Annotated in this window: 17 protein-coding genes; 8 read left to right on the top strand and 9 right to left on the bottom strand. The window is 34.6% G+C overall.

Annotated elements, in window-relative coordinates:
- Nucleotides 1-717: 717 nt before the first annotated feature.
- Entirely contained in the window at nt 718-1,017 is a 300-nt protein-coding gene (locus tag ACMT7R_RS05505) for a hypothetical protein (protein WP_415310610.1), read from the top strand.
- Nucleotides 1,018-1,155: 138 nt separating this feature from the next.
- On the opposite strand, the gene ACMT7R_RS05500 is transcribed toward ACMT7R_RS05505, so the two are convergent.
- On the bottom strand, nt 1,156-1,809 hold the full coding sequence (locus ACMT7R_RS05500) for a hypothetical protein (protein ID WP_415310609.1): 654 nt from the start codon (nt 1,807-1,809) through the stop codon (nt 1,156-1,158).
- A gap of 211 nt (nt 1,810-2,020) precedes the next feature.
- Between ACMT7R_RS05500 and ACMT7R_RS05495 the strand changes: the two genes are divergently transcribed.
- From ACMT7R_RS05495 to ACMT7R_RS05475, 5 genes are all read left to right on the top strand, one after another.
- Entirely contained in the window at nt 2,021-2,566 is a 546-nt protein-coding gene (locus tag ACMT7R_RS05495; protein ID WP_415310608.1) for a hypothetical protein, read from the top strand.
- Between the two features lie 300 nt (nt 2,567-2,866).
- Complete coding sequence (locus ACMT7R_RS05490) at nt 2,867-3,235, top strand: hypothetical protein (RefSeq protein ID WP_415310607.1); 369 nt, start codon at nt 2,867-2,869, stop codon at nt 3,233-3,235.
- Nucleotides 3,236-3,602: 367 nt separating this feature from the next.
- Nucleotides 3,603-4,007 (top strand): hypothetical protein, encoded by a 405-nt coding sequence (locus ACMT7R_RS05485; RefSeq protein ID WP_415310606.1) that lies wholly within the window; start codon nt 3,603-3,605, stop codon nt 4,005-4,007.
- 281 nt (nt 4,008-4,288) lie between these two features.
- Nucleotides 4,289-6,304 (top strand): S8 family serine peptidase, encoded by a 2,016-nt coding sequence (locus tag ACMT7R_RS05480; protein ID WP_415310605.1) that lies wholly within the window; start codon nt 4,289-4,291, stop codon nt 6,302-6,304.
- A gap of 270 nt (nt 6,305-6,574) precedes the next feature.
- Nucleotides 6,575-6,991, top strand: coding sequence for a hypothetical protein (locus ACMT7R_RS05475; RefSeq protein ID WP_415310604.1), 417 nt, complete (start codon nt 6,575-6,577; stop codon nt 6,989-6,991).
- A gap of 150 nt (nt 6,992-7,141) precedes the next feature.
- Here ACMT7R_RS05475 and ACMT7R_RS05470 read toward each other — a convergent pair whose 3' ends face one another.
- From ACMT7R_RS05470 to ACMT7R_RS05460, 3 genes are all read right to left on the bottom strand, one after another.
- The gene (locus tag ACMT7R_RS05470) at nt 7,142-7,453 is read right to left on the bottom strand and encodes a putative quinol monooxygenase (protein ID WP_415310603.1); all 312 of its coding nucleotides are present in this window, start codon (nt 7,451-7,453) and stop codon (nt 7,142-7,144) included.
- 429 nt (nt 7,454-7,882) lie between these two features.
- A complete protein-coding gene (locus tag ACMT7R_RS05465) occupies nt 7,883-8,206 on the bottom strand; it encodes a hypothetical protein (RefSeq protein ID WP_415310602.1) in 324 nt (107 codons plus the stop codon).
- A gap of 170 nt (nt 8,207-8,376) precedes the next feature.
- The gene (locus ACMT7R_RS05460) at nt 8,377-8,907 is read right to left on the bottom strand and encodes a hypothetical protein (RefSeq protein ID WP_415310601.1); all 531 of its coding nucleotides are present in this window, start codon (nt 8,905-8,907) and stop codon (nt 8,377-8,379) included.
- Nucleotides 8,908-9,046: 139 nt separating this feature from the next.
- Here ACMT7R_RS05460 and ACMT7R_RS05455 point away from each other — a divergent pair, with 139 nt between their 5' ends.
- Nucleotides 9,047-10,075 (top strand): hypothetical protein, encoded by a 1,029-nt coding sequence (locus tag ACMT7R_RS05455; protein ID WP_415310600.1) that lies wholly within the window; start codon nt 9,047-9,049, stop codon nt 10,073-10,075.
- Nucleotides 10,076-10,163: 88 nt separating this feature from the next.
- Here ACMT7R_RS05455 and ACMT7R_RS05450 read toward each other — a convergent pair whose 3' ends face one another.
- The gene (locus tag ACMT7R_RS05450) at nt 10,164-11,144 is read right to left on the bottom strand and encodes a hypothetical protein (RefSeq protein WP_415310599.1); all 981 of its coding nucleotides are present in this window, start codon (nt 11,142-11,144) and stop codon (nt 10,164-10,166) included.
- 241 nt (nt 11,145-11,385) lie between these two features.
- Here ACMT7R_RS05450 and ACMT7R_RS05445 point away from each other — a divergent pair, with 241 nt between their 5' ends.
- The gene (locus tag ACMT7R_RS05445; RefSeq protein ID WP_415310597.1) at nt 11,386-12,369 is read left to right on the top strand and encodes a hypothetical protein; all 984 of its coding nucleotides are present in this window, start codon (nt 11,386-11,388) and stop codon (nt 12,367-12,369) included.
- A 233-nt stretch (nt 12,370-12,602) separates the two neighbouring features.
- Here the strand turns inward: ACMT7R_RS05445 and ACMT7R_RS05440 are convergent, their stop codons facing one another.
- The 4 genes from ACMT7R_RS05440 to ACMT7R_RS05425 form a co-directional block, all read right to left on the bottom strand.
- A complete protein-coding gene (locus ACMT7R_RS05440) occupies nt 12,603-13,325 on the bottom strand; it encodes a hypothetical protein (protein WP_415310596.1) in 723 nt (240 codons plus the stop codon).
- Between the two features lie 216 nt (nt 13,326-13,541).
- Nucleotides 13,542-14,045 carry a hypothetical protein gene (locus tag ACMT7R_RS05435; protein WP_415310594.1) on the bottom strand — a complete coding sequence of 168 codons (504 nt, stop codon included), beginning with the start codon at nt 14,043-14,045 and terminating at the stop codon, nt 13,542-13,544.
- A gap of 115 nt (nt 14,046-14,160) precedes the next feature.
- Nucleotides 14,161-14,388 (bottom strand): hypothetical protein, encoded by a 228-nt coding sequence (locus tag ACMT7R_RS05430; RefSeq protein WP_415310592.1) that lies wholly within the window; start codon nt 14,386-14,388, stop codon nt 14,161-14,163.
- Between the two features lie 232 nt (nt 14,389-14,620).
- Complete coding sequence (locus tag ACMT7R_RS05425) at nt 14,621-15,091, bottom strand: carboxypeptidase-like regulatory domain-containing protein (protein ID WP_415310591.1); 471 nt, start codon at nt 15,089-15,091, stop codon at nt 14,621-14,623.
- Nucleotides 15,092-15,298: the final 207 nt, after the last annotated feature.

Below are 15,298 nucleotides of genomic sequence, written 5' to 3'. Positions count from 1 at the left end.
TAGAAATATAATAAAACAGGATTGCACGTTTGTCACAACTGCGACAGTACAGCCAGATTTTGACTGTAAAATGATATTGAATGCCACAATTTGTCAAGCAAAGATGTTTCTATTTATTCTTCCTTTATTTTCAGTGTTGAAAATGGAATATTATGCAATAAGTTCTTTGATGGATTAGATTAAATAGTTTACAGAGAATTTAATTCCATATTTTTCTTGAATGCTAAAAATCTATGTATATCTTCACAATATTTTTTCTTTAATACTCCAGCGGCGGTTGAGAAATTTTACATAATTTGTTTCAATTTCTATACTCTTAACTATCGTACCCTTTATTTTAATAGGCTATATCAAATTAATGGATTTTTTATCCCATAAGTTGAAACCTCAATCTCCAGTGATGACATAAAGTCGTTTGAAACTTGTTTTCTATTGAAGTTAACACATAGTTCAATCCTTATTTTAATGAATGGCTATCTGGATACAGGAATGTGCTTTTCTGCATTAATACACGACTGGAACTATTTGGGTATGCTCAATATCATGATTTACAGGGACGACCATAGCTGTGATTTGCCATTTCTTATCCTCTACTCTCGCAAGATTTTGCAACAAGTTATTATTATTGATTGATTAATCAATATTCTCGGTCTTGGATATCATTATCAATAGGACCCACAGAGAAAAAAGCCTATATAGTAATTATAGCAGACGTTTATGATGAACGATAGATTTCACTCAAATATTATTCAAACAACAGTTTTGTCTTCAAAAATAGGATTGGCAATTATTCTTGTACCTGTCTTTCTGATTACTTTAGGAGGAATTACAACGGTACATGCAAGTAGTGATGAAGTCAGTTGTTTTGAACGAGGCATAGTCGATGGTGAAGACCATCCATTTAATCAGAGAACCTATAGCAATTGTGGTGACGACTATTATCAAGGATTTCTTGAGGGATGCATGTCGGTAGAAGGCAATACAAGAGATGCCTGTGAAAGTGCAACAGACGCTTAATATGGGCAAATGCAATTCCATCTAACAGTGAATGATGCCATAATAGCTATTTATTCAGCATGAATAAATAATCTTTTTTAAATTTCATAAATTAGAAAAAATTGGTGTTTTGGATTGTGTATAGTATGTCCTGGGGTTCTAACTATCATCTCCACCGCTATCATCTCCACCGCTATCATCTCCACCGCTATCATCTCCACCGCTATCATCTCCACCGCTATCATCTTGTCCATCAGTGCTATCACTGGTTTCATCATTTGAGCCGTCATTGTCACTGTCATTGTTCTGTTCCTCTTGCTCTTGCTCTTCTAATATCTCATCCATTTCTTCTTGACTTAAATTGTATTCTTCACCACGGTCGTCTTGCCAATCTATAGAATCATACTTGGGATCGTTTCGTGGATCCTGAGGTTTATCTTGTGATTGTGGATACGAGTACGTTGTTGTTACCGTAACGTCCACATAATATTTGATCTTCTTTTTACCATCTCCGTCATTGTCGCTGTCATCTTGTTCTGAAATCGCACCCGACACTCCATCAAACACATAGGTCTGATTAGGAGCAAGGTAATAGTTAGCAATTAATCCATTGTCAAGTTCCATGCTAAAGTTCTTGGCATTTGCTGGCAGATCGAATTCATTAATGGCCTCTTCATATGCTATTGATGATTTTACATCGTCCAAGTCATATCCATATAATGGGTTTGTAACTGTTGAAAAAAGCAGTATGAAACTGATTGTTGCTATCGTAGTTAAAACATAATTATTACTATTACAATACATTCTACTCATTTTAGTCTTGCCTAATTTTGGAAAAGAAATTCATTATTCCTGGTATATTGTTAAAGGCTTGATAATATATATTTTATAATAACAATTACTTTATTGTTACTCTGATATGAGGTAATAGTAATGATAGCAAATGTTGCTGTTTGGTTAGTTTTGATAAATCCATTAACAAGTCGATAAATCCTTATAAAGATCGAGACACATGGTGATGATATTGTCTCAAAAATCAAAAATCATTGCTTTTAGTATTGTATTTTTCGTTACTATATTATTGACTTCTTCTCTTACTTCAAATATTTTTGGAGCCCCTAAACACCAATTTTTTGATGATCCTAATGCCCGATGCTGGACACAGCCAGGTGCAGATCCTGGTACCTACGGTACCACGTGTTGCTGGACAGAGATTGTACCTGGCGATCCAGAAGGAATTGAAATGGAATATTGTCAGCACTGTCTCTATAATCCTAATACGAAAACGCACTATGACTGCGGTGAAGCCACTCAACCACGAGGACCCAGCCCAGATGTTGGCCGGATCTCTCCAGACAATGGAAATAATTTACCTGTACTAAAAGAAGAGCCAAACCAGACGCCACCTCAGTTTGACGATGAAATTAAAGCAGACGCTCCTCGAGTAGATATTATCGAACAAACACCACAAAGTGATACAGGTTCAAACGATGAAGACAATGAAGAAACCACTGAGTTTGACATTCAGAGAGAGACCAATGTTCCTATTGATAATGATACTAGTGAGTGATCAAGTATAGTCCTAGGGAAAATACTTTCAAATCTTAAAGCAAATTTGCTCAAAAGTAATTTCTATATGTCTCCTATGAATTGATATTTTTGCATAGTGATTATATTCGACCTTGAATCGTATCCCCGCGCACCTAAATCACTTATCAACGATAATCAAGATCTCCTTTAATGAGACAACAATGTTTTGAACCTGTATGAAATTTACTATAGTATTCTCTAACATATTATTGGGAATGATTCACAATTGTTAAATATGAAAGATGTATAATTTGTCATCATGATCAAAAAGGAGATCGTCTTGGCAATATCAATTTCGCTAGTTCTTACATTAGTTCCGACGACTTATGCTCAAAAGGGCAGCTTTATAGTGGAGGTGAAATTTATAGACAGTTCGAGAAACGGACCTAATGATGTGAGCGTGTACATCGAAGAGTTTCCGCAATATTCAAGAGACAATATCGATTTGATCGATGCAATGTATGATGATGATCCCAATACTCCAGATGGACAGTATACCACTAGAATAGTAATGCCGTCTGGTTTAATCGATGCAAATGAAGATTTTCATGTTTGTGTGGTTGACGAGGATGACGGAAGCATATATGATTGCTTTGAAATGACGAATAGTCCTAAGAAAGGTCCAGAATATCTCACGGTAAGGGTGTAACTGAGTCATCCATCAGAGTTATATTTTTATTTATTATACCATCAAAGGAAACTCCTGTTAACTCACTATATAATTTTACAAGATAGTTTTGGCTTAATCATTGAAAGTTTAAGTATTTCTTTCAACAATTCATTGTAGAATCCTGTTAAAGCACCGATATCCGCATTAATCCCCACGCGCCCAAACTAAATGATACTATAATATAGTAAAATTAGTGTAATGTATTGGGATTTGAATCCGCTTTCACATGCTCGACAAAAATTCCTTAAATCGTGCTCCACAAGACCATAAGGGATTTTCTCTTATACAATTTAATCTTAAGAATCTGGATTATATTTTTAAATATTTCAAAATCAAGAAATTACAAATGGTATATTGTAAGCACTGTGGCAAAGAATTCGCCTCTGAGGAAATCACATATTGTCCTTCATGTGGAAAGTCACAACTTCAATCGGTTACTCAATCTGTTGTTGTAACTCAGAATAAAAACCCTGGGACTGCAGTTCTAATCGCACTAATCGCAGGCTTTTTTGGATTCCAGGGGATTGGACATATGTATATAGGTAAAACTGGTAAAGGTATTGGTCTATTGATACTCGGTTGGGCACTTGCCATTACTATGGTTCTCTCTATAATTGGAGGAGTAATTCCACTGTTTATTATACTGGGTATCGTAATTTTTGCATACTGGATTTGGCAAGCATATGATGTAAACAAATCGACCAAATATTATAATGAATATCTTATGCAAAATGGCAAGGGTCCATGGTAACTTCAATCTGACAATCATAAATTGGGCAATCATATAATTATTTGATACTAGATTCTATTCAACCATGAACCGTATATCCACAGATGTATTCAAATAAATATGAGAACTTTAGAAAATGACTAAAATCCAACTCTGTTTTACCTTTACTATCCATAGAAATGAATCATATTTTGATTGTTCTTGAAAATCATTTTCAACAACCTAAGATCTTACATAGGCGCTATTATACGTAACGGTTGTTCTTCAACTAACTTAATAATATCTGCATATACCATGTATACATGGTGGATTTCCCAGATGAAATTGTCTATCCGAGTGGTATTAAAATAGGTATTGATAGAAACAGATGGTTGTTAGGCCTAAAGAAGCCCTATACACTCAATCAAGTGACAAGTACCCTTCAGTCTCCAATGGCTTTAGAGAATCCTTTGAATCCTGACGAAAAAATAAACCATACCAATAAGAGATTCTGGATATACAATTCAGAATTATTTACTCCAGCAGATATGAGCGGAACATTACATAATCTATTTGGTCAGGACTTTGATTGGGTCGCTCCAGTTTATAGTAATTCAGATATCTCAGGACAGCGAGGAATGATATGTCCGTTACCACACGTTCTCATACTCACATTTACAACTCAAGCAAGTAGTGATGAACCATCAATTTCTCAGGATCTTTACAACCATTATTCAATGAAAAAGTCGATTGAAAAATCAAAGTATTCTGGAAAGAATACTTACTACTATGAAATAGGAAATCTGAATAATTTTAATGCGTTTAAGATAAAAAGTATTTTAGATTCTGATACAGATGTTTATAGCCTAATACGTTTTGAGCACATGCCTATGGTAGTTCCAGTATCTAATGTTCCCAATGATCCTGATTATCTTAGCCAATGGAATATGAGACGCATCAGAGCAGGTGGTGAAGTTACTATGCCTCCTGACAAAGGTACTACCACATGGGATCTATCAAGAGGCAGTGGAGATATAGTGATTTGTGTACTGGATTCTGGATGTGATTTAACTCATCCTGATCTCAAGTTTGCTAGTCCAGGTGTAAACTTGGATACTATGTTGGGAAATGGCTCTCCAGTAGAACCTCCTGGTCCTACAGAAATTGGACATGGAACTGCAGTTGCAGGTATAATTGCCGCTACAATTAATAATTCACTTGGAGTTGCAGGCGTAGCGGGGGACTGTAAGATACTTCCACTTGCATTTGTAAACTGGACTGAAGAGGAACTGATAAGAGGAATAAATTTTGCAAGCGTGTTTAAAGCTAGAGTCATCAATATGAGTATCTTTTTTAATCTTCCAGATACAACTGCAGTAGAAACAGCCTTAAGTGAGGCATCCACTGATTCACTTATTTGCGCTTCTACTGGTAACAATAACAATAGTACGATAAATTATCCTGCAAGTAGTAAATACGTGATGGCTTGTGGTGGAACAGATCAAAATGACAATCGTCAATCTCCTACAAGTTCAGTCTCAGGCGGGACAGCATACACGGGTTCTAATTTTGGACCAGAAATGTCTGTAGTAGCGCCGGGCATACTAATACCTACTACCGATATGGTAGGAACGCAGGGATATAATAATTCGGGCGATTATATGTTAGATTTTCAAGGAACATCAGCTGCTGTACCGCATCTGTCGGGATTAGCAGGATTAGTTTTTAGTGTATATCCTGCCATAAATCCAGAAGAAGCTCGAAATATCATAGAAAGAACCGCAGATAAGGTTGGGACTTTACCTTATAGTATAGACGCGGCTCATTCCAATGGGACTTGGAATATTGAAATGGGATATGGACGTATTAACACACTTAGAGCCGTATTGGCGGCCGCAGCATTCAATCCTGATTCTCCATGGTATCGTGAAGTTGCTCTTGAAGGAACCATGGTTCTACATGACTATGAGGATTTCGGAGATGATGAAGAAAAAACTGTCTCATTTAACGCTGGAGTTCCGCAGATATTTCAACTAGGACCCTTTCAAACCCATGTCGACATACCTGTTTGGATCGACAAGGTGGGCGGCGAAGTTAGAGGTGAGATACGTTTAACCCTTGACTGGAAAACTGATTCGTCTATTGATGTCCACTACAACATAAAATTGTATGAGGGAACTTCGGAAGATACAACTGACTTGGATGGTGAAAAATCAGGTTTGCTGAATGTTCCTAAGGATTCATCACGTAATCTAAACGAAACAGTGTTGAATACTGATGAGGGTGCCAATGACTTCATTAAATTAGAAATGAAAATTACTAATAATAGACGGATCTAGTTGACTAGCAAATTGGTTCACCTGCTTTTCCTTCAATTCTTATTAAAAATAATTTCATGCGAGTATTAGACAATGTCCAAATATTTCAAAATGCTGGTTTCTTTATAAGTTTAAGTAGTTCTTAGAAGCAGTGGAAGCAGAATCCCATTTAAAACACCGATATCCGCACGAATTCCTACGCGCCCAAACTCAAACTTTCTTCAGGTATGCATCACATCTAATTTAGAAAAGGATAAATTTTAATTTAGACGCACCTCAAATCAATACCAGATGAACAATGGAGTCAGAATTATCACATTATTTACATTGTTGGCTGTATCCTTCACTTCACTAGGTTCATATTCATTTGATGTTCTTGCTACTCATGTATCAAAACCTATACCATATATAGATAAGAATGAGTTTCGTCATAATGAAACAATAGATTTGAAAGGTTGGGTTGAGTACAATGGACAGCCCGCTTCGGATGTATTATTACAGGTTTGGTTAGAAAAGGAACGTGACAAGTTGATATCCGATAATGTCACAAGTGATGCAAATGGAAATTTTTCTGCTATTTTGTCAATTCCCAATGATATAGAACCTGGAAATTATACAGTTAGCGTCACAAGTCTTTGCCAAGAGATCCATAGCAATGTATGTACTTATCAATTTGAGGAACGTCCAATTACTATAAGAACTAAATAATACGTAGTTGTAACTATAGTGAAATATGACTATCCGTATATTGTGTTTTTAAACTTATTAAAATGGTGATATTAGATCTACTTTTGAAAACTAAATTTGTGACTGATCAAGGCTTGACAGTTTAGTTCTAAAAATGGGGATCAAACAAAATTAGGGACCTGTAATTTCGTTATATAGTTTAAATTCAATCGGCTTTGAAACCAAATCTTGAATTTTGGTCCTCAAATCTACTGATTCTTGGTTGTTGTAATGTTTGTCGTATGCTTCTTTGCTTTCCCACACTTCATCAAATAATAATTCATTAGGGTCTTCGATCGATTTGTTAAAAGTATAAGTAACATTACCTTCGCGCTTTCTTGGTGGGTTTACTAACGGCATTAATAGATCTAGTAACTCTTGTTTTTTTCCTTCCTTTGCATTGATCAAAACTATTACTCTTACTTGATTGCTTTGACTTGACATTTTTACTCGAATTAATTAATTTTTATATCTTTTAAAGCTTGTCTTAAATTAAACGGTTTTGACGATATGATAACCTTGTAGTATCCTACAATATTGTATCCAGGTTATTGGGTTCACGTGAACATGTTCTGTAATGAGTGCGAGGTCCTGACTGAACCAACATCTTAATAAGCGGCTGTACAAGTATCTCATTATGAAAGTGGATGGATGTTATGATATGCTGTTTAATTCTGAATAACATTTCTAAAGGTTAACCAAAAGTTAACTAGCGGGTTCAAATCGATCTCAAAAAGGTATGAAATGCGGGATTTGGACCCTTCTCTATTGGTTAGTGTCAAAATTAACTTTGGATTCTATTCAATTTTGAACCGTATCCCCACGGTTGTATTTAACTACAGAAAAAGTCAAACTACCGTTAAAGAATTTATTTCATATTATTTGAGGATCTGTTGACATGCTTGACCTGATCCAAAGTGTATCAAATATTGTTGCATAAGATGAAACTGTTGATTCACTATTCGAATAAGTGGCCAAACCCAATAGGTCAAATATATCTTCATCATTAGTCGTTTTGTCTTTGATCGACTTATTTGATTCTATTATTGCTATTGTTTCCCTGTCTGATATGAAAACATTTAATCTTTCATAAATGTCACTGAGAATACTCTGTATTTCTATTTGATCTTCGTGATTCTTTTTAAGATTATACAGATTACGAAACTGCTCTTCAAGTTTCGGAGGTTGAGAATCCATGTTCTGTTTCTCTTGATGAATCATAATCTGTATATGATTGCCCTCTTTTAGTTGACCTCTGAATAAATTTATTAAATCGATTTCATTTTCAAATAAATGTAGTATCTCCTGATTTGAAATTATTACTTGTATTTCTTCTGTAGATGAAGCAATTATTTTGCGTAACTACATCAAGTATTTCTTTGGGTTCTTGAATTGTTTCTATAAATTCTCTTTTCAGATCCTTCTTCTATTTCTTTAATCCTTCTTTTAGCAGGGACCGCTTTTCTCCACAGCATATCAAAGAAATATTGTTGTTGTTCTGCTAATGCTCTCAAGGTGCTACATATAAGAAGCGGAGGAGGTGCTGTTTCTGTTGATTTCGCACTGGCTCTATAATATATACCATCACCTATTCCAAAATTTCCCTTTATTTCGTCTAGATGACGCAATTCGCATAGTTTGAGCAGTTCTTTACAATACTCTATATTATCTGTAGTAATTTCAGTGATTATTCTTACCTTAATACCTCTGGCTTGGAGTTTGCTAAACGCATTGGCAACTTGAGGAATAGCAGTATATGAATAAGGAACATTTTTGTCTGCACAAATGTCGGCGGATTCTTTTAGTTCAGACCATAATTCATTATTTATTTTTATAATGTTCTCGGGACCATAGATAACTTCTGTTTTTTCCTCAGGAGGATTGTCCTCTTTAATCAAAGATTAGGAGTAATGTAAAATGCAACCATAAATAGTTTTAATGTATTAGGACTATTGCAGATTTTAAGAAAGCATGTGGTATTACCCGATATAGATTTACAACCGAAGTTTTTAACAAATAGTGATACCATATGTTTTTGTGGATGAGTCTACGGTTAATCACTTGATTGCATCTAACTTTCGGAACCCTGTGATGACTGATATAATATCCGATCCTCATTTGATGTATGAAATTGTTCGTCGTGGGCTTCCGTTCACGGAGAAGGATTTCCATACTGTATGGGATCCTGCAATATTTGATTCGGCTTGGAAATATTTTCAGGACGGAAGAAAAGTGGTTGAACAGCGATTAGAAAATGGAGAGGTAGAATTGAACTTGATAGTGGAAACTACTAAGGAAAATGTTGATCGCGTAAGTGAATTGAATTTTCCAAATATTCATCATGTCGATAATCTAAGAGGAAATATGGGGATCGCTGACCAAAGAGCATATATGGTATATCTCTTCCATCAAAAGAGCGACTTACCTGATCAAACCTTATTTAGTAATAATCCTGATTTAGTGAAACGACAGGTTGGTCTTTTTAACAAATTATGGGAAATTAGCATTCCACTTTCTGTCCGAATAAGAGAACTAGATAGAAGCGATCAACCAAAATATCAGCGAATGATCAATAATATATATGAATTCAAAGACGAACTTGATTACATAGTAGACCAGAGTAGAAAAGAACTTTTAATTTTCTCATCCTTAAGGTCTTTAAATCAGTTATTTATGAATAATAATAATTTTGGTAAAATTCAGTCTGCTCAGAAAAGAGGTGTTTCAATCAAAATATTAACTGATGAAACCGACCAAGTATTTTCGAAACAAATTTCAGAATTAAATAGCCAAAATGGGGAAAATCCAATAAAATATGGATTTGGTAAGAGCCTTTGCTGTTTCAATGAAATGGTTGTTCTGACTGATGAAAAACAAGTACTGCAGACAAAACACCAACAGGATGGTAAAATATTTGCGTTATCCTCTAATGAAGAACATACCGTCTTGGTTCAAGAAGTATTATTTGAGAAATATTGGAACGAAATCCAAAGTCTCGGAGATTCAAAACGGTTAATCCCTCTTACTCCTAATACAACACGGCAATACTACTGCGTGATCATTTAACCTTTTAACATCAAGTATTAGTTTGTATTCTATACCCGATGGTCCTTCGTTAATTTTTGTGATTGAAAACGTCTTTGTACATCAAAAACTAGTTGCTATTTACAACATCCAGACTTTTAATTTCGTTCCACGACTTTTCAAATAATATCTCCTGTACTAGAACTTCGGCTTCATTAGTAGACAGGTGTGCCATAAATTCTTTTGAGGGTTGAAGTATAGATCGAAGCATTGTTTTGCCATCACTGATAAGGACTAGTTCATTAAATTTGTTAAATTGATTTGAGTATCCATATTGCAATTCGTTACCCAATTTTAGACTATTGATAAAATTGAATTTATTTTCAATGTCTGTGTCTAGGGAATCACACAAAATTCTAATTTTAACTCCACGTTTTAATAGAACAGAAACTTGAGTGAGAAAATCAGAGGCTAAAAGTAGCAAATTTAATATTCTGACCGAAGAAATTATCAGTAATTCTTCCCTACACTGTTGTACAACGTTACTAATTTCTGCCTTTACTTCACTTGAGTTGGATAATGTATCACAATATTGCGGAACTTGCTGATACTTTAATTCCTTATTTCTCACAGAGAGCGGAATGGCAAGATCCCACATTTTGTCAAATAGTGTTTGTTGTTTGTCTACAAGTTCTTTTGAATTGCTCCACAATGTTTGATCTGGTTGTTCACTTTCTTTGTGAAATATGAAAACAATATATGCTCTTTTATCCCATATTCCGAAATTGCCTCGTATTCCATCTGCATGTTTTATTTCATAAAATTTTATGGCATTTAGCGCATCAATGTTTTTGCTGTTTGCATCTACAATCATTCTCATTTTTACCCCAGTTTCTTCTATGTGCTTATCTATGAGGTCAATTCCATGCTTGAAATATTTCAATAGAAAGTTAAACATAACTGAATCTATTACCGTATCATATCCTTTTTCTGTGACACTTACGGCGTCTGCAACCAGATCAAGCATCATTTTATAATCGGTAATTACATCAGTGATTTTAGGTTCATAGTATTTGGACTCCTTTAACTGACGAAATGTTAATTCGTCCACTGAATTGTAAGATTAATCCATTCTATTAAAAAGTTGCTTAACTGATGAGATTCGTATTATATCTTACAATTCGCATACCGATCATTAGAACTGTAGGACTATGGGATGTAGAATAAAGAATTATACTTATAATTTTCTATTAAAATGATTTTAACTTAATTATATTTCACCCATCTTATCAATTAAAGTCTAAGGAAGGGACAAGGAACAACTTTTTAATAAAATGTAATTTTAAGACATTATGGTGGATGAAATAACTCTCAAGCAGTTAAAAGAGTCCAATTATTATTATCCAGTAATAACTGACGTTATTCAGGATTACAAAATTATGCTTGAAATTACTTTAGATGGATTGAATTCCACTGAATTAGGCTATAATACAGTATGGGATGCCGACATGTGTAAATGGGCGTCTAAATATTTTGTAGAAGGATTGGAATTAGTAGGACAAAGGGTCAAGGAAAAAGGCATAAGATGTAGACTAATTACTGATGTGAACTTAGAAACTATAGGATTTCTTAATACGTTACCTTTCTTAGAAATTAGACATTTAGAGGGATTGAGGGGAAATTTTGGAATCCGCGACGAGATGGGATACATGGCATTTATACTTAATAAGCAGAATGATGAATCCTTACAAACATACTTTAGCAATTCTAAAACTCTCGCCGAACAACAAATGCAGATTTTTGAAGAATTGTGGAGTATGGCCGTACCATTTACCACAAGAAAGAAAGAGTTAGAATACGAAGACAAAACAAGCGCTCAAAGAACTATAACAGATTACGAAAACATAGAAAAAGAAGTAGAGTCTTTAATACTTACTTGTAAGAAGGACCTTACAATATTATCCTCCAACAAGATCCTATGCTATCTTCTGAACAAAGGTAATTTTCTTCATCAATTACCATCGATATTACAAAAAACGGCATCGATCAAGATTCTCATAGAAGATGTAGATGTATATTTGACAAAACAAATTGCTTATATAAACAAGTCAACACAAATCAGGCCAATCAAGTTAGGATATACAAACAAAATTACAGAAATAGATGAGATGGTGATGATATTTGACAACAAACATTTGCTTCAAGTTAACTATTCTCCAGACGGCAAACTAAATGCAACTTATTCAAATGAGGAGCACAAAGTGTTGATTCAAGAATTGATGTTTGAGAAATATTGGAATGAAGTAAAGAGTCTTGAAGTAATGAATAACAATTAGATCTTTCTAGTATATTATTTATGTTGTCCATGTTACTATATATAGTATCATTTAGGTTGGGCGCGTGGGGATATGGTTCAAGATTGAACTGAATCTTTGTTCACAAATCCTTTGCAATATTAGGAGTTATTAAGAAATACAAATCATTTTTACCAAAATTGAATAATCAACATTAATCAAAAAGTACCTGTTCTAATCAACTTTAAGATGCGAAGTCACAAAAAATAAAGGATTTAATTCTTTATTACCTTGTCAGCTGGTCTAATGTCTTTAACACATACGGCTTCTAGTTCATCCTCGTCGTCGAAGATTGGTTCAAGAACAAACGAAACTACATTTTGAACATTAGTTCCAGGATTTAGTGTGAGTGGTGCACCAGTTAATGCGTTAGTTCCCGTAAATTTGGCTGGAAGGTTTGACATTACTGCCTTATCCTTATTTACAATAACTTCACCTGGAGATTGGAATGTTATTGAAGTTACGGCTGGATCAGATCCACATGGGTCACCCGGAACATTTGCCAATGATACATAGTGATTATGCCATCTTGGATCATTAGCATTTCTTTGGTCTTCACTATCTAATACACCTGCATGTGTTGTGCTAACCATAATGGCACTCAATTGTTGTGTCGTTAAAATACCATATCCAAATGCACCTCCGCTACCATCCTTTGGAATATGTCCATGGGCTTGTAAAACAGCTTGAACCTTATTTGCTGCTTTTGCAACAACAGCTTTGTCAATATCTAAATAATCTTTACTTGAGCTTTGAGTTAGAATGTTATTGTCTTGAGCCTTCTCTTTAAATAAGTCAAATCCAGGAATGTTCTCTAATCCCACTAAACCACCGGCTTGTGCACTTGTTTGCTGAATTTGATTGTATGAAAGTAATCCTATAGATAAAACTCCTGCTACTATAGCTGCAGTCATTATCAATTTTGCATTTAAATTCATATTATTCACTATTAAACAAGTAATTGGCTATATTTGGCGTTCTTCTTAAAAATATAAAAAAGTGGAATATAATTACAAATCGAATTTAATTAGTAGAGAAATCTAAGGAAATTATCTGTACTTTGTTTCATGGTCATTTCCACCAAAGAATATGAAAACGATTATAGTTATAAAAATTTAAGAAGGTGGAAGAGGTTACCTACCCAAGCTTTTCCTTCATTGTGTTAAAGAACTTATGTCCCCATCTATTGTATAGGTTATCACGAATGGTTTTCCTTCTATATTGTGAAATGCCAAAGCGTTACCTGCAAATACAAGCGAACCAGCACTCACTGGAGAATCGGTAAATTGCTTCATCAAAGAAATTGCAACTTTGCCATCGCCAAACGGAGCATTCAATGGTTCGCCTGTCTCAGTTGTATTCACTCCTGAAGTATATGGATGTAACATTACCACTTCAACTGGTTGACTTGCTGTGAATGAGGTAATTCCCGAATATATCTTGCCGTCATCCCTTGGAGGAGCTGCAATAACTATTTGATGAGCTTCGTGACCAGGTAATGGATCTACCATTGACTTGGTTGTGTTTTGTACTATAAACGGAGTCGATTGTTCTGTTTGATTTTGTTGTGCGGAGACTTGTCCAATGGTTTGTGTCATCATTGCAATCACACTTAGCATTGCAATTGAGGTTATTGTAAAGATGAATTTATTCATCATATTGTAATGTCATGCCAATAAATATAAATGCTTCGCAAATACATTCGAAATAGTATTCAGAATCCTTTAATAAAATCATAAAATGATTGTGCCAGATTGGAGCATCAGTATCAGTTTAATCTTTACTGTATAGAATACCTGGATGTATTGTACTGACGACAACTGCATCCAATCCCTTGAGTGTCAAAATACAATATCCAAATGCACCGCCATCATCATTTGTTGGAATATGTCCATGAAATTTGAGAAAAGCAGACATTTGTTCAGAGTCTGTAGCATCTATGGTCGCTTCTCTTATATTGAGAAAATCTTCATTAGTTGTCTCTAAATGGGTAACAGCCATGGCACGTGATGATGTACCGATACCAACAATATGGAAATTGAAGTTGTGATTAGAATCTTCATGATAATTCTACTAGTTTGTATATTTATGTTTATTGTGATTCAATAGCAATATTTATAAAAAACTCGGTATATCTTAAATCTCTCCGCAGTCCATATACTTCAAAATAATTCCGATCTCCTGTGTATCTGAATGAACCCATTGGTCTTTAAAGATAAATCTAAGAAAAAAATTAATATTTGAAAATTAGTGTCTGCACCGAGTTTGGTTCAACTTTTATGTTATTCGTCACTCTATACTCACCATCGGGAAAAAAAGCAATCAATATATATACTCCTGGCTTCAAATCTTGAAAAACATATTTCCCATCAGGTTCTAAGCCTATGCTTACAGTCTGAAATTTTCCGCTTTGCTCAGCGGCAACCATGATGGTTCCAAGAATTGGTACTTCAGGCGAGCCAATTACATAACCGTTAACAGATCCTAAACCGTTTTTGTAAACGGGCAATGGATCGAAAATAGAACCCATGCTTACATTAGATAGCGGTATATTTACCAAGACATAACCCCCAATTATAAAAGTGGCAGTTATTGCTATCACTATACCCATTGTCTTTCTGTCTGCATGACCATGGCCTTGAATTTGTTGTTGCTGTTGATACATATCTACATCGCTTTTGTATGTTATTGGTATTAATTGCATGTTGATCACAATATCTATGGTGTCCGCCTATTAAAGGGTTTACATTATTTCTTAAAAGTTTTACATCCTGATATTTTCTTTTGAAATAATTACTACAAAAGACAGAAAGATTATGATTTTTATGTATAATTTTCGAATTAACGATATAGTTTGTTAACTTACAAAGACTGAAAAATGATAAGATACAACTTTGTATTGCTACTTAGA

This window comes from Candidatus Nitrosocosmicus sp. FF01 (genome assembly GCF_047711275.1).
Classification (GTDB): Archaea; Thermoproteota; Nitrososphaeria; order Nitrososphaerales; family Nitrososphaeraceae; genus Nitrosocosmicus.
This window is presented reverse-complemented; position numbering and strand designations above follow the sequence as displayed.

What these genes read in the sequence shown, in the direction of transcription:
- ACMT7R_RS05430 (WP_415310592.1), bottom strand. Translation starts at nt 14,388, where the DNA reads ATGGCTGTTACCCATTTAGAGACAACTAATGAAGATTTTCTCAATATA.
- ACMT7R_RS05445 (WP_415310597.1), top strand. Translation starts at nt 11,386, where the DNA reads ATGGTGGATGAAATAACTCTCAAGCAGTTAAAAGAGTCCAATTATTAT.
- ACMT7R_RS05465 (WP_415310602.1), bottom strand. Translation starts at nt 8,206, where the DNA reads ATGGATTCTCAACCTCCGAAACTTGAAGAGCAGTTTCGTAATCTGTAT.
- ACMT7R_RS05475 (WP_415310604.1), top strand. Translation starts at nt 6,575, where the DNA reads ATGAACAATGGAGTCAGAATTATCACATTATTTACATTGTTGGCTGTA.
- ACMT7R_RS05500 (WP_415310609.1), bottom strand. Translation starts at nt 1,809, where the DNA reads ATGAGTAGAATGTATTGTAATAGTAATAATTATGTTTTAACTACGATA.
- ACMT7R_RS05485 (WP_415310606.1), top strand. Translation starts at nt 3,603, where the DNA reads ATGGTATATTGTAAGCACTGTGGCAAAGAATTCGCCTCTGAGGAAATC.
- ACMT7R_RS05505 (WP_415310610.1), top strand. Translation starts at nt 718, where the DNA reads ATGATGAACGATAGATTTCACTCAAATATTATTCAAACAACAGTTTTG.
- ACMT7R_RS05435 (WP_415310594.1), bottom strand. Translation starts at nt 14,045, where the DNA reads ATGATGAATAAATTCATCTTTACAATAACCTCAATTGCAATGCTAAGT.
- ACMT7R_RS05470 (WP_415310603.1), bottom strand. Translation starts at nt 7,453, where the DNA reads ATGTCAAGTCAAAGCAATCAAGTAAGAGTAATAGTTTTGATCAATGCA.
- ACMT7R_RS05480 (WP_415310605.1), top strand. Translation starts at nt 4,289, where the DNA reads ATGGTGGATTTCCCAGATGAAATTGTCTATCCGAGTGGTATTAAAATA.
- ACMT7R_RS05425 (WP_415310591.1), bottom strand. Translation starts at nt 15,091, where the DNA reads ATGCAATTAATACCAATAACATACAAAAGCGATGTAGATATGTATCAA.
- ACMT7R_RS05440 (WP_415310596.1), bottom strand. Translation starts at nt 13,325, where the DNA reads ATGAATTTAAATGCAAAATTGATAATGACTGCAGCTATAGTAGCAGGA.